The following is an 18,906-nucleotide window of genomic DNA, read 5'->3' on the forward strand; positions in this document are numbered from 1 at the left end:
AGCCCCCATGCAACTGGTCTGCCCGGCAGGTAACCTGCCTGCGCTCAAAGCCGCCGTACGCCAAGGCGCCGATGCGGTGTACGTCGGCTTTCGCGATGACACCAATGCCCGGCATTTCGCCGGGCTGAACATGGACGACAAACAGTTCGACGGCGCCGTCGCGTTTATTCGCCAGCACCAGCGCAAGCTGTATGTGGCGGTCAACACTTACCCGCAGCCGAAGATCTGGCCACGCTGGCAACGCGCCGTGGACCGTGCCGCCGACCATGGCGTGGACGCGCTGATCGCCGCCGACCCAGGGGTGCTCGGCTATGCCGCCCAGCGTCATCCGCAGATGGCCTTGCACCTCTCGGTACAAGGTTCGGCCACCCATGCGGCGGCCTTGAAGTTCTACGCCGAGCGCTACGGCATTCGTCGTGCGGTGTTGCCCCGGGTGCTGTCCCTGGCCCAGGTCCGGCAGGTGGCGGCCAGCAGCCCGGTGCCGATTGAGGTCTTCGGGTTTGGCAGCCTGTGCATCATGGCCGAGGGGCGCTGTCACTTGTCTTCCTACATCACCGGCGAGTCGCCGAACCTGTGCGGCGTGTGTTCGCCGGCCAAGGCGGTGCGCTGGAGCGAAGACGCCGACGGCTTGAGCGCGCGCCTGAGCGAAGTGCTGATCGACCGCTACAGCGCCGACGAACCCGCCGGCTACCCGACCCTGTGCAAGGGCCGCTTTCTGGTCGGTGGCAAGCGCTTTCACGCGTTGGAAGAACCCACCAGCCTCGACACCCTGGACCTGCTGCCGGAACTCAGCGCCATCGGCGTCGAAGCAGTCAAGATCGAAGGCCGGCAACGCAGCCCGGCCTATGTGGAGCAAGTCACCCGAGTCTGGCGCGCCGCGCTGGACGCCCATCGCAGCGCGCCGGCCAGCTTTGTGGTCAAGGACCAGTGGCGCCAGGTGTTGGCCGGGTTATCCGAAGGCAGCCAGACCACGCTCGGCGCCTACCATCGTGCATGGCAGTGAGGAGACACAGATGAAACTCAGCCTCGGACCGGTGCTGTTTTATTGGGATAAGGAACACCTGGGGCGCTTCTATTCGGACATGGCCGGCTTGCCCCTGGACGTGATTTACCTGGGCGAAACCGTCTGCGCCAAACGCCGCGCGTTTTCCCTGGACCATTGGTTGGGCCTGGGCCGTGAACTGCAAGCGTGCAGCCCGGCGCAGATCGTGTTGTCGAGCCTGACGCTGATCGAAGCCGCCTCCGAACTGTCGAGCCTGCGCCGCCTGTGCGACAACGGTGAGCTGCTGGTGGAAGCCAACGACATGGGCGCGGTGCAGTTGCTGGTCGAGCGCAACCTGCCGTTTGTCGGCGGCCCGGCGCTCAACCTCTACAACGGCCACGCCCTGGTGCAACTGCTCGACGCCGGCATGCAGCGCTGGGTGCCGCCGGTGGAGTGCTCCCAAACCCTGATCGCCGACGTGCTCGACCAGGTGCGCGAACTCGGGCGGCCGTTGCCTGAGGTGGAAATCTTCGCCTACGGGCATTTGCCCCTGGCGTATTCGGCGCGCTGCTTCACCGCCCGCGCGGAAAACCGGCCCAAGGACGATTGCCAATTCTGCTGCCTCAACTACCCGGACGGCATGGCGCTGACCAGCCAGGAAGGGCAGGCGTTGTTTACCTTGAACGGCATCCAGACGATGTCGGCCGACGTTACCAATCTGCTGGCCGATTATCCTGGGCTGGTCAACAGTGGCGCCGACCTGTTGCGCCTCAGCCCTCGGGCCGAGGGCATGGTCGAGGTGGTGCGCGCGTTCGACCAGGTCCGCCACGGCGCCATGCCGCCGCTGTGTGTGGACGGCTGCAACGGCTACTGGCATGGCCAGGCCGGCATGTTGCGCGTCGAGGAGGTGGGCCTGTGTTGAGTCGCACACACTGGTTGCTCAAGGGCGCCGACCGGCTGTTACCGCTGATCCGTCGCGTACCGTTCAGGGTGCAGCGCCTGGGCTTGCAGCAAGCTCTCAATCGTTGCCTGGCCGAGCCGTTGCGCGACGGTGGGTTTGACCTGCTGCGCGGGCGCTGGATGTGCCTGCGCATCCCCGACCTGGGCCTGTGCTGGTACCTGACCCTGGCGCGGGACGGTTTGCGCATTGCCGAACACGCCACGGCCCAAGTGACGATCAGCGGCAACTGGCGTGAGTTCTTGTTGTTGGCCAGCCGCCAGGAGGACCCGGATACCTTGTTCTTCCGGCGGCGCCTGGTGATCGAGGGGGATACCGAATTGGGGCTGGGCTTGAAGAACCTGATCGACAGCCTTGACCCCGACGTATTGCCGGGGTGGTTGTGGCGCAATCTGGAGCGGGCAGGGCGAGGGCTGGCGACTCAACCGGCCTGATACGCCATCAGCGCGTCTTCGCGCACGATACGGATCGTGCGCCGTTGCACCTCGATCAAGCCGCCTTCCACCAGCCGGTGCAGGATCCGCGAAAAGGTCTCCGGCTGGATCCCCAGCTTCGACGCCACCAGGCGCTTGGGCACTTGCAGCACTACCTCGCCACTCACCGCATCCAGCTCCTGGAACAGGAAATTGATCACCCGTCGGCTGGCGCTGGCCAGGGTCAGGGTGTCGATGTCCTTGAGGCGCTGGTGCAGGTGGATGCTCATGTTGGCCAGGATCGCCAGGCAGATTTTCGGCTGGTCTTCCAGGGCGCGTCGGTAGTGCTGGCCTTCGACACTCACCAGCACGCTGTCCTTGAGTGCGGTGGCGCTCACCGGGTAGGCCTTGGCCTGGGTGAACAACAGGGCTTCGGCAAACGTCTGGCCGGGCTGGATGACTTCCACCAGGTGCTCCTGGCCTTCACCGGTTACCCGGTGCAGCTTGACCTGGCCGCTGACCAGCAGGAAGAACCGCTCGGCAGGGTCGCCCTGATGCAGCAACGGCGTATGGCCGGGCAGGCGCTTGAGGCTGGCCAGGGTGCAAACGTCCTGGAAGGTTTTTTCCGGGAGTTGGCTGAACAGATGGTGACGGCGCAGGGTGAGGACAATGTGCGGGTGAGTGAGCATGGGGGCCTCCGTTGTCGGCATGGTAGAGCGTTGCCGATACGATGGGATATGCCTCCGTGGGAGTACCTCTTGCAACAGGTTACTGGCCTGTAATGTGAGAGGCCTCACTCCAGCGCTGCTGCGCCTGGTTCTGGGGCTGCTGCGCAACCCAACGCGGGCGGTGCGACGATTCGACGAGCCCGCTCGCCACAAAAAAATGCGCTCGACTGAAATGGCTAGGCAAGGCTCAAGACTGCAGGGTGAAATTTCAGCCCTTTAAACGTAGCGCTATCGCACAGCAAACGGGCCCCTTGTGGCGAGCGGGCTCGTCGAATCGTCGCACCGCCCGCGTTGGGGTGCGAAGCGCCCCTGATGAAGACGAATGCGGTGTATCAGGCACTCCTCAGCGCCTGGTTCTGGGGCTGCTGCGCAGCCCAACGCGGGCGGTGCGACGATTCGACGAGCCCGCTCGCCACAAAAAAATGCGCTCGACTGAAATGGCTAGGTAAGGCTCAAGACTACAGGGTGAAACTTCAGCCCTTTAAACATAGCGCTATCGCACGGCAAACGGGCCCCCTTGTGGCGAGCGGGCTTGTCGAATCGTCGCACCGCCCGCGTTGGGGTGCGAAGCGCCCCTAATCAAGACGAATGCGGTACATCAGGCACTCCTCTGCGTCTGGTTCTGGGGCTGCTGCGCAGCCCAACGCGGGGCAAGCCCGCTCGCCACAAAAAATGCGCTCGACTGAAATGGCCATGCACGACTCAAAACTTCAGGGTGAAATTTCAGCCCTTTAAACGTAGCGCTATCGCGCAGCAAAAACGGGCCCCTGTGGCGAGCGGGCTTGCCCCGCGTTGGGGTGCGAAGCGCCCCTAATCAAGACGAGTGCGGTACATCAGGCACTCCTCAGCGCCTGGTTTTGGGGCTGCTGCGCAGCCCAACGCGGGGCAAGCCCGCTCGCCACAAAAAATGCGCTCGACTGAAATGGCTAGGTAAGGCTCAAAACTTCAGGGTGAAATTTCAGCCCTTTAAACGTAGCGCTATCGCGCAGCAAACGGGCTCCCTTGTGGCGAGCGGGCTTGTCGAATCGTCGCACCGCCCGCGTTGGGGTGCGAAGCGCCCCTGATGAAGACGAATGCGGTACATCAGGCACGCCTCAGCGCCTGGTTCTGGGGCTGCTGCGCAGCCCAACGCGGGGCAAGCCCGCTCGCCACAAAAAAATGCGCTCGACTGAAATGGCTAGGTAAGGCTCAAGACTACAGGGTGAAACTTCAGCCCTTTAAACGTAGCGCTATCGCACGGCAAAAACGGGCCCCTGTGGCGAGCGGGCTTGTCCCGCGTTGGGGTGCGAAGCGCCCCTGATGAAGACGAATGCGGTACATCAGGCACGCCTCAGCGCCTGGTTCTGGGGCTGCTGCGCAGCCCAACGCGGGCGGTGCGACGATTCGACGAGCCCGCTCGCCACAAAAAAATGCGGTCGACTGAAATGGCTAGGCAAGGCTCAAGACTTAAGGGTGAAATTTAAGTCATTTAAAATCAGTAGGTTATATTAATTTTTATAAAGGCTGGCTTGGCTGACAAACCCAAAAACTCACCCCGCCTGCCGCAAATGCTCCATCGCCCACACCGCCGCTTCCACCCGTGACCGCAACCCCAGCTTATGCAGCAGATTTTTCACATGCACCTTCACCGTGCCCTCGGTAATCCCCAGCTTATGCCCGATCACCTTGTTGCTGTAGCCACTGGCAATCGTCTTCAATACCTGCCGTTCCCGCTCGGTCAATTCCACCGCCGCATGGGGCTGCGGAGAGCGTAAGGCCTGGGCCAGTACCCGGGTCAGGCCGGGGCTGATCACCAACCCGCCATGCAACGCATCGCGGATAAACTCCACCACCAGTTCTGGCTCCATGTCTTTGAGCAGGTACCCATTGGCATCCAGGCGCAATGCATCGCGGATGTCGTCCTCGGCGTCGGACACGGTGAACAGCAGCACCTTGCCGCGATAGTCCATGGCGCGCAGGCGACGCAGGGTTTCTAGGCCATTCATGTGCGGCATGTTGTTGTCCAGCAGCACCAGGTCCGGTTGCAGGGCCGCGATCTGGTCCAGGGCCTCCTGGCCGTTGCCGGCTTCGCCGACCACTTGCAGGTCGTCTTCCAGGTCAAGGATCTGGCGCATGCCGTGACGCATCATCGGGTGATCGTCGACCAGCAGGATACGGTGGCGGGTGAGGGTGTTCATGGGTGGGTGCCTTGTAGGGATTGTCCGAGAAACTCCGGGTGAAAGCGCAGGTGCACCCGTGTGCCCTGGGGCTCGCGGGGGCTGATGTCGAGTTGGCCGTGCAGGCTGCGCGCGCGCTCATCCATGATGGTCAGGCCGTGGTGTTCGCGTTTGTCCACTTCACCGCAGAAACCACGGCCATCGTCTTCGATGTCGAGGCTCACGGTCTCGCCCTCCTGGCGCAGTTGCAGCCAGGCGTTTTGCGCATGGGCATGGCGCAGGCAGTTGGACAGGGCTTCACGGGTGATCTGCAGCAAATGGATCTGCTCGCTGGCCGACAGCTGGAAGGCGAGGGCATCCACGTGCAGGTGCACCTGGAATTCCCCACGCCGCGAGAACTCCTCGGCGGTCTCCTGCAACTCCTGCACCAGGCCGGCATCGTGGATTTTCAGGCGGAAGGTGGTGAGCAGTTCGCGCAGTTGCCGATAGGCATTGTTCAGGCCCTCCCGGAGTTCGCCGGTGACGGTGGCCAGGGTCTCCACCGGCTCGCCACGGCGGATCAGGGTTTGCATGCGGCTCACCTGCAGTTTCATGTACGACAGCGCCTGGGCCAGGGAGTCATGCAGTTCGCGGGCGATGATGGTGCGCTCTTCCAGCAGCAGCAGGCGGTGATCCTGTTCGCGCTGGCGCTTGAGCGACAGCGAGGTGCCGATCAGGTTGGCCAGGGCCTGGATCAACTGCTTCTCCCAGTCCTGGGGCGCATGGCCGTCGATGAAGTGGGCCTTGAGCTCACCGAGTTCCGAGCCCTGGTTGCTGATGCTGAAGACCTGGGGCGGCGCCACTTTGTGCTTCTGGCAGGTGGCGCAATCGCCGATGGCGCACACGTTGCGGCTGTCGCCGCCGTGCAGGGCGAGCATCTGCTGCGCCGGCGCAAGGAAATGCCCTTGCAGGCACAGCGACAGGCGCAGGCCCGGCAGGCGTTTCTGAAAGCGTCGGATCAGTTCATCCAGGCCCTCGGCGTTGGCCAGGCGCGTGGCCAGGCTGCGGCTGCTCTGGTAGAGCAGTTCCAGGGCGGCGTTGGCCTGTTGCAGGTTGAGGGTCTTGAGGCGCACCTGGCTTTCGAGGGTGCGATGGGACGCCTCGATGGTCTCGGCCATGGTGTTGAAGCTCAGGGCCAGTTGCCCCAATTCATCCTCGGAGCGGTGGTTGACCCGTGCCTTGAAGTCGCCGTCACGAAAGCGCCGGGTGGCGTGCACCAGCTCTTCCAGGGGGTTGACCACCCCGTACTGCAGTTCGTACAGGCCCACCAGCAGGATGATCAGTGTGCTGAACAGCGCCAGGCCCTGGATGCCTTGCTGCCAGCGTTGTTTCTGTTCGCTGTGTTGCTGCAGCAGGCTGACGAATTGGTTTAACTGCTCGACGAAGCCCGGCGCGCTGGCCTGGAAGAGCGCCGCATCGCCGCGCTTCACGGCGGGGCGCAAATCGGTGCTCCAGCGTTGCTGGATCTGCTGGTAGCTCTGCACCAGGGCACTGCGCGGGCCGTCTTCCAACACCGCTGTGAGCGACTGGCTGTCGAGACGGCCTTGCAGGCTTTGGGTGATGGCGTCGATCTCGCCGGCCGGCGCGCCGGCGCTGAGTTTCCAGCTCAGGTGGTAGGTTTCCATGCGCACCGAGCCGGCCGTGTTGATCGCGGCGGCGTCGCCTTGGCTGAACCAGGCGATCAAGCCGGCGCTCAACGAACTGGCGAGCGCGAGGATGGCGATCAGGATAACGGCCAGGCCGGCGCGGGCGGGCAGGGAACGGCGCAGCCAGTCAAGCATGGCGGGGTAATCGAAGGAGGTTGAAGGCCTGCATGGCGGCACCTGAAAAGGAAAGGGGGCTGAAAAACCGCAATCCCTGGCGCACTACCTCTAAAGAGTTGCCGGCAAACCCTCCCACGGGAAAACACCGGCACAAGAGATCAATCCATTGATAAATAAAGACTTTCTCTAGTTATTAGGGCTACCTCCTTAGAGGTAGACGGGGCCAGCATAGCCCCATACCCCCCAGGCGGACGTTGACCTGCGTCAAGTTCCACGGGGGTGTCGCCCCTAATCTGCGCCCATGAAATCACTTCCTGGAGCGCATACCGTGACTCAACCCCGTATAAGACAAGGCCTGGTGCTGGGCATGAGCACACTGGCCTTCACCGTCTGCTTTATGGTGTGGATGATGTTCGCCGTGCTCGGCGTGCCCATCAAAGAGCTGCTGCAACTTAACGAAACCCAGTTCGGCCTGCTGGCCGCCACGCCGGTGTTGACCGGCTCGCTGGTGCGCCTGCCGCTGGGCCTGCTCACCGACCGCTTCGGCGGGCGCATCGTGTTCTTCCTGCTGATGCTCGCCTGCGTGTTGCCGCTGTACCTGATCACCTACGCCACTGCCTATTGGCAGTTCCTGGTGCTGGGCCTGTTTGTCGGCCTGGCCGGTGGTTCATTTTCGGTGGGCATCGCCTACGTCGCCAAGTGGTTCGAAAAAGAGAACCAGGGCTTCGCCATGGGCGTGTTCGGCGCCGGCAACGCGGGCGCCGCTGTCACCAAGTTTCTTGCTCCGGCGCTGATCGCCCTGGGTACCTGGCACCTGGTGCCCAAAGTGTTTAGCGCAATCCTGTTTATCACCGCGTTGCTGTTCTGGTTCCTCACCAGTGAAGACAAGAGCCACCGCAGCGCCGGCGGCGCCACCCTGCGCCAGCAGTTGCTGTGCCTGAAAGACCCGGCCGTGTGGCGCTACTGCCAGTACTACTCGATCGTGTTCGGCGGCTATGTGGCGCTGGCGCTGTGGATGACCAAGTACTACGTGCAGGAATACGGTTTCAGCCTGCAAAGCGCCGCGCTGCTGGCCGCGTGTTTCTCTCTGCCCGGCGGTGTGCTGCGCGCCGTGGGTGGCTGGATGTCCGATCGCTGGGGCGCCCAGAGCGTGACCTGGTGGGTGCTGTGGGTGAGCTGGATCTGCCTGTTCCTGCTCAGCTACCCGCAGACCCAGCTGCAAGTGATGACCGTCGACGGTCCCCTGGATTTCCATATCGGCCTCAACGCCACGCTGTTCACCGTGCTGCTGTTTGTGATGGGCATCGCCTTCGCGTTCGGCAAGGCCTCGGTGTTCAAGTACATCGCCAATGACTACCCACAAAACATGGGCGCGGTATCCGGCATCGTCGGCCTGGCCGGCGGCCTGGGCGGCTTTGTGCTCCCGATCCTGTTTGGCGCCCTGGTGGACCTCACCGGCGTGCGCTCGTCCTGCTTCATGTTGATGTACGGCGTGGTCTGGGTGTCCCTGACCTGGATGTACTTCAGCGAAATGCGCAAGCAACCGCTTTTGGGCAAAACCGCCCGACCTCTCCAAGGAGAATGAACATGTCCATCGCGCAAAAGCCCAGCTCGGGCCCGGTGATTCACGATTGGCGCCCTGAAGACCCTGCGTTCTGGGGCGCCTGCGGCAAAAAGACCGCGACCCGCAACCTGTGGATCTCGATTCCCGCGCTGTTGCTGGCCTTCGCTGTATGGATGGTGTGGAGCACGGTGATCGTGCGCCTGAACGCCATCGGCTTTACCTTCACCACTGACCAGCTGTTCTGGCTGGCGGCATTGCCGGGCCTGTCCGGCGCCACGTTGCGGGTGTTCTATTCGTTCATGGTGCCGATCTTCGGTGGGCGCCGCTGGACGGCGCTGAGCACAGCGTCCTTGCTGCTGCCGTCGCTGTGGATGGGCTACGCGGTACAGGACCCGAACACTCCGTACAGCGTATTTGTGCTGATCGCCCTGTTGTGCGGTTTCGGCGGCGGCAACTTCGCTTCGAGCATGTCCAACATCAGCTTCTTCTACCCCAAGTCCCAGCAGGGCACGGCCCTGGGCCTGAACGCCGGCCTCGGTAACCTGGGCGTGTCGGTGATGCAGTTCTGCGTGCCGCTGGTGATCACCTTCGGTGTGTTCGGCCTGGTGGGCGGTCAGCCGCAGACCCTGCCGGATGGCAGCCAGCTCTGGCTGCAGAACGCCGGTTTTATCTGGGTGCCGTTCATCCTCGCCATCACGGTGGCGGCGTGGTTCGGCATGAATGACCTGTCCAGCGCCCGCGCTTCGTTCAGCGAGCAGGCGGTGATCTTCAAGCGCAAGCACAACTGGCTGATGTGCTGGTTGTACCTGGCGACCTTCGGTTCATTTATCGGCTTTTCGGCGGCGTTCCCGCTGCTGATCAAGACCTCGTTTCCCGATGTGGTGGCGCTGAAGTTCGCTTTCCTCGGCCCGCTGGTCGGTGCCCTGGTGCGCCCATTGGGCGGCTGGCTGGCGGACAAGCTGGGCGGTGCGCGGGTGACTCTGTGGAACTTCGTGCTGATGATCGTGATGGTGTTCGGCGTGCTGCACTTTCTGCCGCAGAACGGCCAGGGCGGCAACTTCTACGGCTTCCTCGGCCTGTTCATGTTGCTGTTCGTCACCACTGGCGTGGGCAACGGTTCCACCTTTCGCATGATCCCGGTGATCTTCCGCACCCAGCACGAGAAAGCCAGCGCGGGTAAATCCGCCGCCGAGCGCGAGCAGGCGCTCAAGAATGCCGGCAAGGAGTCCGCCGCCGTACTGGGGTTCAGCTCGGCCATGGGCGCCTTCGGTGCGTTCTTCATTCCCAAGTCCTTCGGCACCTCCATGGCCGCCACCGGCAGCCCGGCCATGGCCTTCTACATGTTTGTCGGTTTCTACCTGAGCTGCATCGTCGTGACCTGGTGGTGGTACGCCCGCAAAGGCTGCGCCACACCCTGCTAGTCCGACCTGAATTCGCGGGGCAACGCACCCCACGGCACGCCTGATGAGGAAAGCACCATGAGTCATCTGTTGGATCAACTGCGGTTCTTCAACCGCAAACAAAACGAATTCTCCGACGGTCACGGCGAGACCCGCAAAGAGTCCCGCGACTGGGAAAACGTCTACCGTTCGCGCTGGCAGTACGACAAGATCGTGCGCTCCACCCACGGGGTGAACTGCACCGGCTCGTGCTCGTGGAAGATCTACGTGAAGAACGGCCTGATCACCTGGGAAACCCAGCAGACCGACTACCCGCGCACCCGCAACGACCTGCCCAACCATGAACCGCGCGGCTGCCCGCGTGGCGCGAGCTACAGCTGGTACATCTACAGCGCCAACCGGCTCAAGTACCCGAAGATCCGCAAGCCGCTGCTCAAGCTGTGGCGTGAAGCGCGTCAGACCCTGGCGCCGGTGGAAGCCTGGGCGAGCATTGTCGAGGACAAGGCCAAGGCCGATTCCTACAAGAGCAAGCGTGGCATGGGCGGTTTCATTCGCTCGAACTGGGAGGAGGTGAATGAAATCATCGCCGCCTCCAACGTCTACACCATCAAGCAATACGGCCCGGACCGCATCGTCGGCTTCTCGCCGATCCCGGCGATGTCCATGGTCAGCTACGCGGCGGGTTCGCGTTACCTGTCGCTGATCGGCGGCGTGTGCCTGAGTTTCTACGATTGGTACTGCGACCTGCCACCGGCCTCGCCGATGGTGTGGGGCGAGCAGACCGACGTGCCGGAATCGGCCGACTGGTACAACTCCAACTACATCATCGCCTGGGGTTCCAACGTCCCGCAGACCCGTACCCCCGACGCGCATTTCTTCACCGAGGTGCGCTACAAGGGCACCAAGACCGTGGCCATCACTCCCGATTATTCGGAAGTGGCCAAGCTCACCGACCTGTGGCTCAACCCCAAGCAGGGCACCGACGCCGCGTTGGCCCAGGCCTTCAACCATGTGATCTTCAAGGAATTTCACCTGGACAAACCGAGCGCCTACTTCACCGATTACGCCAAGCGCTTCACCGACTTGCCAGTGCTGGTGATGCTCAAGCCCATGACCGGTTTCGCCCCCGGCGCCGGCTTCCAGCCTGATCGCTTCCTGCGCGCCTCGGACCTCACTGGCAACCTTGGCCAGGACAACAACCCGGAATGGAAAACCATCGCCCTCGACGAGAGCGGCGAACTGGTCTCGCCACAGGGCTCCATCGGCTATCGCTGGGGCGAGAAGGGCAAGTGGAACATCCTCGCCAAAGAGGGCGGTGAAGGCCGCGCCATCGACCTGAAACTCAGCCTGATCGGTGATGACGTCGCTGAAGTGGCCTTCCCGTATTTTGCCGGCGAAGCCCACGAGCACTTCCAGCATGTGGCGGGTGACGCCGTGCAGTTCCGTCGCGTGCCGGTGCACAGCGTGACCCTGGCCGACGGCAGCGTGGCCAAGGTCGCCACGGTGTTCGACCTGTCGGCCGCCAACCTGGCCATCGACCGTGGCCTGGGCGGCCACAACGTGGCCAAGGATTACAACGACGCCAGCGTGCCAGGCACCCCGGCGTGGCAGGAAGCGATCACCGGCGTGAGCCGTGAGAAAGCCATCCAGATCGCCCGCGAGTTCGCCGACAACGCCGACAAGACCAAGGGGCGCTCGATGATCATCGTCGGCGCGGCGATGAACCACTGGTACCACATGGACATGAACTACCGTGGGCTGATCAACATGCTCATGCTCTGCGGTTGTGTCGGCCAGACCGGTGGCGGCTGGGCCCACTACGTCGGCCAGGAAAAACTGCGCCCGCAATGCGGCTGGCTGCCCCTGGCCTTCGGCCTGGACTGGAGCCGCCCGCCACGCCAGATGAACGGCACCAGCTTCTTCTACGGCCACAGTTCGCAGTGGCGCCACGAAAAGATGAACATGCACGACGTGCTCTCGCCCCTGGCGGACAAGTCGCAATTCCCCACCCACGCCCTGGATTACAACATTCGTGCCGAACGCGCCGGCTGGTTGCCCAGCGCGCCGCAGCTCAACACCAACCCGTTGCACATCTGCCGTGATGCGGCAGCCGCCGGCATGAGCCCCAAGGACTACGTGGTGCAGTCCTGGCAGGACGGCAGCCTGCGCTTTGCCTGCGAGCAGCCGGACAGCCCGGTGAACTTCCCGCGCAACATGTTCATCTGGCGCTCCAACCTGCTCGGCTCCTCGGGCAAGGGCCATGAGTACATGCTCAAGTACCTGCTGGGCACCCGCAACGGGGTGATGAACGAGGACATCGGCTTTGGCGGCGAAAGCAAGCCTACCGAGGCCGAGTGGGTCGACGACGGCGCCATCGGCAAGCTCGACCTGGTGACCACCCTGGACTTCCGCATGTCCTCCACCTGCGTGTATTCCGACATCGTCTTGCCGACCGCCACCTGGTACGAAAAAGACGACATGAACACCTCGGACATGCACCCGTTCATCCACCCGCTGTCGGCCGCTATCGACCCGGCGTGGGAATCGCGTTCGGACTGGGAAATCTACAAAGGCATCGCCAAGGCCTTCTCGGCCATGTCGGTCGGCCATCTGGGCGTGGAGCAAGACCTGGTCACCGTGCCGCTGATGCACGACAGCGTCGGCGAACTGGCCCAGCCATTCGGTGGCACCGACTGGAAAAGCGCCGGCGTCGCGCCGGTACCCGGCAAGAACGCGCCGAACATGGCGGTGGTGGAACGCGATTACCCGAACATCTACAAGAAGTTCACCTCCCTCGGCCCGATGCTGGAAAAACTCGGCAACGGCGGCAAGGGCATCAACTGGAACACCGATGAAGAAGTCGAGTTCCTCGGTGAACTCAACCATCACGAACCCGATGCGGGCATCAGCCACGGCCGGCCGAAGATCGACAGCGCCATCGACGCCGCCGAAGTGATCCTGTCCCTGGCCCCGGAAACCAACGGCAAGGTCGCCTTGAAAGCCTGGGCGGCGCTGTCGGAATTCACCGGCATCGACCACAGCCACCTGGCGATTTCCAAGGCCCACGAAGCGATCCGCTTCCGCGATATCCAGGCGCAGCCGCGCAAGATCATTTCCAGCCCCACCTGGTCGGGCCTGGAAGACGAGCATGTGAGCTACAACGCCGGCTACACCAACGTCCACGAAAACATCCCGTGGCGCACCATCACCGGCCGCCAGCAGTTCTATCAGGATCACCCGTGGATGCAGGCGTTCGGCGAGCAGTTGATGAGCTACCGGCCACCGGTCAACACCCGCACCATCGAAGGGGTGAAGGGCAAGCGCAGCAATGGCGAGACCGAGATCGTGCTGAACTGGATCACCCCGCACCAGAAATGGGGCATCCACAGCACCTACAGCGACAACCTGCTGATGCTCACCTTAAGCCGTGGCGGGCCGATCGTGTGGCTTTCGGAGATCGACGCCAAGCGCGCCGGCATCGAAGACAACGACTGGATCGAGTGCTTCAACGTCAACGGCGCACTCACCGCCCGTGCGGTGGTCAGCCAGCGCGTCAAGGAAGGCATGGTGATGATGTACCACGCCCAGGAACGCATCGTGAACGTGCCAGGTTCGGAAACCACCAAGACCCGTGGCGGCCACCACAACTCGGTGACCCGCGTGGTGCTCAAGCCCACCCACATGATTGGCGGCTACGCCCAGCAGGCCTATGGCTTCAACTATTACGGCACGGTCGGTTGCAACCGCGATGAGTTTGTCGTGGTGCGCAAGATGGCCAAGGTCGACTGGCTCGATGGCTCCAGCGGCGATGACTTGCCGCGCCCATTGCCGACCGATATCGAGGAGAACTGAGATGAAGATCCGCTCACAGATCGGCATGGTGCTGAACCTGGACAAATGCATCGGCTGCCACACCTGCTCGATCACCTGCAAGAACGTGTGGACCAGCCGCGAAGGCATGGAATACGCCTGGTTCAACAACGTCGAGTCCAAGCCCGGCATCGGCTACCCCAAGGAATGGGAAAACCAGGACAAGTGGAAGGGCGGCTGGGTGCGCAACGCCAACGGCTCGATCAACCCGCGCATCGGCGGCAAGTTCCGCGTGCTGGCGAACATCTTCGCCAACCCCGACCTGCCAAGCCTGGACGACTACTACGAACCGTTCGACTTCGACTACCAGCACCTGCACACCGCGCCCTTGGGCGAGCACCAGCCGACCGCGCGCCCGCGTTCGCTGGTGTCCGGCAAGCGTATGGAAAAGATCGAGTGGGGCCCCAACTGGGAAGAAATCCTCGGCACCGAATTCGCCAAGCGCCGCAAGGACAAGAACTTCGACCAGATCCAGGCCGACATTTATGGCGAGTACGAAAACACCTTCATGATGTACCTGCCACGCCTGTGCGAGCACTGCCTGAACCCGGCGTGCGCGGCGTCGTGCCCGAGCGGTGCGATCTACAAGCGTGAAGAAGACGGCATCGTGCTGATCGACCAGGAAAAGTGTCGGGGCTGGCGCATGTGCATCAGCGGCTGCCCGTACAAGAAGATTTACTTCAACTGGAAGAGCGGCAAGTCCGAGAAGTGCATCTTCTGCTACCCGCGTATCGAAGCCGGTATGCCCACCGTGTGCGCCGAAACCTGCGTGGGACGCATCCGTTACCTCGGCGTGCTGCTCTACGACGCCGACCGCATCAGCGAAGTGGCCAGTACCGCCAACGAGCAGGACCTGTACGAGAAGCAACTGGAAATCTTCCTCGACCCGAATGACCCGGCGGTGATCCGCCAGGCCCTGGCCGATGGCGTGCCGCAGTCGGTGATCGACTCGGCCCAGCGTTCGCCGGTGTACAAAATGGCCGTCGACTGGAAACTCGCGCTGCCGCTGCACCCCGAATACCGCACCTTGCCGATGGTCTGGTACGTGCCGCCGCTGTCGCCGATCCAGAACGCCGCCGCTGCCGGCACCGTGGGCATGAACGGGGTGATCCCGGATGTCGACAGCCTGCGTATTCCGTTGCGTTACCTGGCGAATATGCTCACCGCCGGCGATGAAAAGCCGGTCAAGCGTGCGCTCAAGCGCCTGTTGGCGATGCGCGCCTACAAACGCTCCCAGCAAGTCGATGGCGTGCAGGATCTGCAAGTGCTTGAAGACGTCGGCCTGAGCGTGGAACAGGTGGAAGAGATGTACCGCTACCTGGCCATCGCCAATTACGAGGACCGCTTTGTGGTACCGAGTGCGCACCGTGAAGACGCCATGAGCGATGCCTTCGCCGAACGCTCCGGCTGTGGTTTCAGCTTCGGCAGCGGCTGCAGCGGCAGCTCCGACACCAACATGTTCGGCGCCAAGAAAGCCAACCGCCGCGACGTGCTGAAAACCGTCCAGATCTGGGAGGACTGAGCCATGCGCATTCTTAAAGTGATTTCGCTGTTGCTGGACTACCCCACCGAAACCCTGGTGAACGGCCGCGACGAACTGGAGCAGGCGATTCTCGAATCGCGGGAAATCAGCCCCAAGCAGCGCGGCGCGTTGTTCGAGTTGCTGGAGTTGATCTGCGCCAATGACCTGATGGACGGCCAGGAACACTACGGCGCGTTGTTTGGCCGTGGCCGCTCGCTGTCGCTGCTGTTGTTCGAGCATGTGCATGGCGAGTCCCGCGACCGCGGCCAGGCCATGGTCGACATGATGGCCCAGTACGAAGAAGCCGGGTTTGCCATCGGCGTCAAGGAGCTGCCGGACTACATCCCGTTGTACCTGGAGTTCCTCTCCACCCGCGAAGATATCGAGGCCCGCGAGGGCCTGGCGGATGTGGCGCATCTGCTGGCCTTGCTCGCCGCGCGTCTGGACGAGCGCGAGAGTGGTTACGCCAGTTGCTTCCGTGCGCTGCTGCAGATCGCCGGCGCCGAGCCGCACCAGGCCGTGGCCGAACTGCGCGCCCAGGTCGCTGCCGAACCGCGCGACGACTCCCTCGAAGCCCTGGACAAAATCTGGGAAGAGGAAGCGGTGGACTTCATGCAGGCCGAGCAGCAGGACCGTTGCAGTTCGATGCCCAGCGCGCCGGGTAAAGCCCGCGAAGAAAGCGCGGTGCCGTTGCACTGGGTGGATTTTCAGCAAGAAGGGCGGGCCGCAGTGCCGGCCGGGGAGGTGGGTAATGTCTAAGTGGAATTTGCTGGTATTCGGGGTCTATCCCTATGTCGCCCTGGCGATCTGCCTGCTGGGCAGTTGGGCGCGGTTCGACCTGTCGCAGTACACCTGGAAGGCCGGCTCCAGCCAGATGCTCAACAACCGTGGCATGCGCGTGGCGAGCAACTTCTTCCATATCGGCGTGCTGTTCGTGCTGGCCGGACATTTTGTCGGCCTGCTGACCCCTTCGTCGGTCTATCACCATGTGATCAGCACTGAGAACAAGCAGTTGCTGGCCATGGTCTCCGGTGGCTTCTTCGGCCTGCTGTGCCTGGTGGGCCTGCTGATGCTGGTCAAGCGGCGCCTGGGTGATCCGCGCGTGCGGGCCACGTCGAGCCCGTCGGACATCCTGATTCTGCTGGTGTTGCTCGCGCAGTTGGTGCTGGGCTTGCTGACCATCGTTGCCTCTACCGGGCACATGGACGGCTCGGTGATGGTGATGCTCGCCGACTGGGCGCAGAACGTGGTGCTGTTGCGGCCGGTCGAAGCGGCCGAGTCGATTGCGCCGGTGTCGCTGATCTACAAGGCGCATGTGGCGCTGGGCCTGACCCTGTTTGTGCTGTTCCCGTTTACCCGCCTGGTGCATATGGTCAGCGCGCCGATCTGGTATCTGGGGCGTCGTTATCAAATCGTGCGGCAGAAGTACTGAGGAGAACGTCATGACTACAGGATGCGGATGTGGTGGCGGTAACGGCGGCAGCGGTGGTTGCGGGTCGTCGGCCAAAGAACCGGTGATGGCCGAGGTTGTGGCCCAGGCCCCTTTCGAGGAACTCAAGGCGCCGGAGTTGATCGCCAGCAGTGAACAGGAATGGCCGATCATCAGTGTCAACGGCGTGGCGGTCACACCCGAGGCCATGGCCCTGGAGCTGCAATACCACCCGGCCGACAGCCGCGAGGAGGCGGTGTACCTGGCCGCCCGTGCGCTGGTGATCCGCGAGCTGTTGCAGCAGCGGATTGCCGAGCTGGGCCTGGCGGTGCAGATCGCCGCGGGCGAGAACGAAGAGGAAGCGGCCACGCGCTTGCTGCTGGAGCGTGAGGTCACGGTGCCTGAGTGCGACGAGGCCACCTGTGTGCGCTACTTCGACAACAATCGCGGGCGCTTTCACAGCGCGCCGTTGCTGGCGGTGCGGCACATTCTGCTTGAATGCGCGCCGGACGACGCCGAGGCTCGGCATCTGGCACGTACCCAGGCGGAGGTTCTGCTGCTGGACCTGGCAGGACACCCCGGCCAATTTGCCGAACGGGCACTCAAGTACTCGGCGTGCCCGTCCAAGGCCCAGGGCGGTTCGCTGGGCCAGGTGAGCAAGGGCCAGACCGTGCCCGAACTGGAGCGGCAGTTGTTCACCCTGGCGCCGGGCCTGGCCGCCAAGCCGCTGGAAAGTCGCTACGGCTGGCACGTGATCAGTGTCGACCAGCGTATCGAAGGCCAGCCATTGCCGTACGAAGCGGTGGCCGTCGCCATTCGCACCCAGTTGCAGCAAGGCGTGTGGCAAAAGGCATTGGTGCAGTACCTGCAGACCCTGATCGGCGCGGCGGATATTCGCGGCATCGCGCTGCAGGGCGCCGACTCGCCATTGGTGCAGTGACGTGAGCCTGGTGGATGGGGTGGGCCGTTCGATCGATTACCTGCGCCTGTCGGTGACCGACCGTTGCGATTTTCGCTGTGTGTATTGCATGGCGAAAAACATGACGTTCCTGCCGCGCCAGCAGGTGCTGACCCTGGAAGAGCTGGAACGCCTGGCCGCACTGTTCGTGGCGCAGGGCGTGCGCAAGATCCGCCTGACCGGCGGCGAACCGTTGATTCGGCCGGGCATTGTCGGGTTGTGCCGCAACATTGCGGCGCTGCCGGGCCTGCGCGAACTGGTGATGACCAGCAACGGCTCACAGCTGGCCCGGCTTGCGCGGCCGCTGGTGGAGGCGGGGGTCAAGCGCATGAACATCAGCCTCGACAGCCTTGATCCCGAACGCTTTCGCGCGATTACCCGCAACGGTGATGTGCGCCAGGTGCTGGAGGGTATCGAAGCGGCGCGGGATGCCGGGTTCGAGCGGGTCAAGCTCAATTGCGTAGTGATGAAAGGGCGCAATTTCGATGAGGTGCCGGCGCTGGTGCAGTACGCCATCGACCAGGGCATCGACATCAGTTTCATCGAGGAAATGCCCCTGGGGGACGTGGGCCGCTCGCGGGGCGAGACGTTCTGTGCCAGTGATGAAGTGCGCGCGGTGATCGCCCGTGATCATGCGTTGATCGACAGCACCGAGCACAGCGGCGGGCCGGCGCGGTATGTGCGGTTAGCGCGGCATCCGGGGACGCGGGTGGGGTTTATTTCGCCTAATTCGCATAATTTTTGCGGCAGCTGCAATCGGGTACGGATGACGGTGGAGGGGCAGTTGTTGTTGTGTCTGGGGCAGGAGGATGCGGTGGATTTTCGCGCTTTGTTGCGGCGCTATCCGTTGGAGGATGGGCCTTTGGTTGAGGCGTTGCTCAAGGGGTTGAGGGGCAAGCCGTTGCGGCATGATTTCAGTGGGGCAGGGGAGGTGCAGGTGGTGCGGTTTATGAATATGAGTGGGGGGTGAGGGGGCTGTGGCGTGGAACTGAGTACCCGTCCGTTTCTTATGTAACGGTTGCTTAGGGTTCCGTTACCGCAGGAATGGATACATCCCCAATCAAAAAACCTTGACCCCGATCAAGGGCAACCCGGCCTATTCTCCGTAATCTCACTGCATATTG

Annotated in this window: 14 protein-coding genes; 11 read left to right on the top strand and 3 right to left on the bottom strand. The window is 63.1% G+C overall.

The window, feature by feature from the left end:
- Positions 1-7 precede the first annotated feature (7 nt).
- Genes ubiU through ubiT form a run of 3 tightly spaced genes read left to right on the top strand, consistent with a single transcriptional unit; the run spans position 8 to position 2,374 of the window.
- Complete coding sequence (ubiU, locus tag AB4O05_RS16425) at positions 8-1,003, top strand: ubiquinone anaerobic biosynthesis protein UbiU (protein WP_460136583.1); 996 nt, start codon at positions 8-10, stop codon at positions 1,001-1,003.
- 10 nt (positions 1,004-1,013) lie between these two features.
- Positions 1,014-1,904 carry a U32 family peptidase gene (locus AB4O05_RS16430; protein WP_460136582.1) on the top strand — a complete coding sequence of 297 codons (891 nt, stop codon included), beginning with the start codon at positions 1,014-1,016 and terminating at the stop codon, positions 1,902-1,904.
- Positions 1,898-2,374 carry a ubiquinone anaerobic biosynthesis accessory factor UbiT gene (gene ubiT / locus AB4O05_RS16435; RefSeq protein ID WP_460136581.1) on the top strand — a complete coding sequence of 159 codons (477 nt, stop codon included), beginning with the start codon at positions 1,898-1,900 and terminating at the stop codon, positions 2,372-2,374. The genes AB4O05_RS16430 and ubiT overlap by 7 nt, the downstream gene beginning before the upstream one ends.
- Here ubiT and AB4O05_RS16440 read toward each other — a convergent pair.
- The 3 genes from AB4O05_RS16440 to AB4O05_RS16450 all read right to left on the bottom strand — a co-directional run bounded on the left by AB4O05_RS16440 (position 2,362) and on the right by AB4O05_RS16450 (position 7,057).
- Positions 2,362-3,042: a Crp/Fnr family transcriptional regulator gene (locus AB4O05_RS16440; RefSeq protein WP_460136580.1), complete on the bottom strand. Its 681-nt coding sequence runs from the start codon at positions 3,040-3,042 to the stop codon at positions 2,362-2,364. The genes ubiT and AB4O05_RS16440 overlap by 13 nt on opposite strands.
- A 1,568-nt stretch (positions 3,043-4,610) precedes the next feature.
- Entirely contained in the window at positions 4,611-5,258 is a 648-nt protein-coding gene (gene narL, locus AB4O05_RS16445; RefSeq protein WP_460136579.1) for a two-component system response regulator NarL, read from the bottom strand.
- Entirely contained in the window at positions 5,255-7,057 is a 1,803-nt protein-coding gene (locus AB4O05_RS16450; RefSeq protein ID WP_460136578.1) for a HAMP domain-containing protein, read from the bottom strand. Before AB4O05_RS16450 ends, narL begins: the two co-directional genes overlap by 4 nt.
- A 310-nt stretch (positions 7,058-7,367) precedes the next feature.
- Between AB4O05_RS16450 and AB4O05_RS16455 the strand changes: the two genes are divergently transcribed.
- Genes AB4O05_RS16455 through moaA form a run of 8 tightly spaced genes read left to right on the top strand, consistent with a single transcriptional unit; the run spans position 7,368 to position 18,752 of the window.
- A complete protein-coding gene (locus AB4O05_RS16455; protein ID WP_460136577.1) occupies positions 7,368-8,624 on the top strand; it encodes an MFS transporter in 1,257 nt (418 codons plus the stop codon).
- A 2-nt stretch (positions 8,625-8,626) separates the two neighbouring features.
- The gene (locus tag AB4O05_RS16460) at positions 8,627-10,024 is read left to right on the top strand and encodes a NarK family nitrate/nitrite MFS transporter (RefSeq protein WP_460136576.1); all 1,398 of its coding nucleotides are present in this window, start codon (positions 8,627-8,629) and stop codon (positions 10,022-10,024) included.
- Between the two features lie 57 nt (positions 10,025-10,081).
- Positions 10,082-13,855, top strand: coding sequence for a nitrate reductase subunit alpha (locus AB4O05_RS16465; protein WP_460136575.1), 3,774 nt, complete (start codon positions 10,082-10,084; stop codon positions 13,853-13,855).
- A 1-nt stretch (position 13,856) separates the two neighbouring features.
- Positions 13,857-15,395 (top strand): nitrate reductase subunit beta, encoded by a 1,539-nt coding sequence (gene narH / locus AB4O05_RS16470; RefSeq protein WP_027607174.1) that lies wholly within the window; start codon positions 13,857-13,859, stop codon positions 15,393-15,395.
- Positions 15,396-15,398: 3 nt separating this feature from the next.
- Entirely contained in the window at positions 15,399-16,154 is a 756-nt protein-coding gene (gene narJ, locus AB4O05_RS16475; RefSeq protein WP_460136574.1) for a nitrate reductase molybdenum cofactor assembly chaperone, read from the top strand.
- Positions 16,147-16,827: a respiratory nitrate reductase subunit gamma gene (gene narI / locus AB4O05_RS16480; RefSeq protein ID WP_460136573.1), complete on the top strand. Its 681-nt coding sequence runs from the start codon at positions 16,147-16,149 to the stop codon at positions 16,825-16,827. The genes narJ and narI overlap by 8 nt, the downstream gene beginning before the upstream one ends.
- Positions 16,828-16,837: 10 nt before the next feature.
- Positions 16,838-17,764 carry a peptidylprolyl isomerase gene (locus AB4O05_RS16485; protein WP_460136572.1) on the top strand — a complete coding sequence of 309 codons (927 nt, stop codon included), beginning with the start codon at positions 16,838-16,840 and terminating at the stop codon, positions 17,762-17,764.
- Between the two features lies 1 nt (position 17,765).
- The gene (gene moaA, locus AB4O05_RS16490) at positions 17,766-18,752 is read left to right on the top strand and encodes a GTP 3',8-cyclase MoaA (protein ID WP_460136571.1); all 987 of its coding nucleotides are present in this window, start codon (positions 17,766-17,768) and stop codon (positions 18,750-18,752) included.
- The last annotated feature ends 154 nt before the right edge of the window (positions 18,753-18,906 follow it).

Source organism: Pseudomonas sp. S1_G07 (assembly GCF_054668565.1).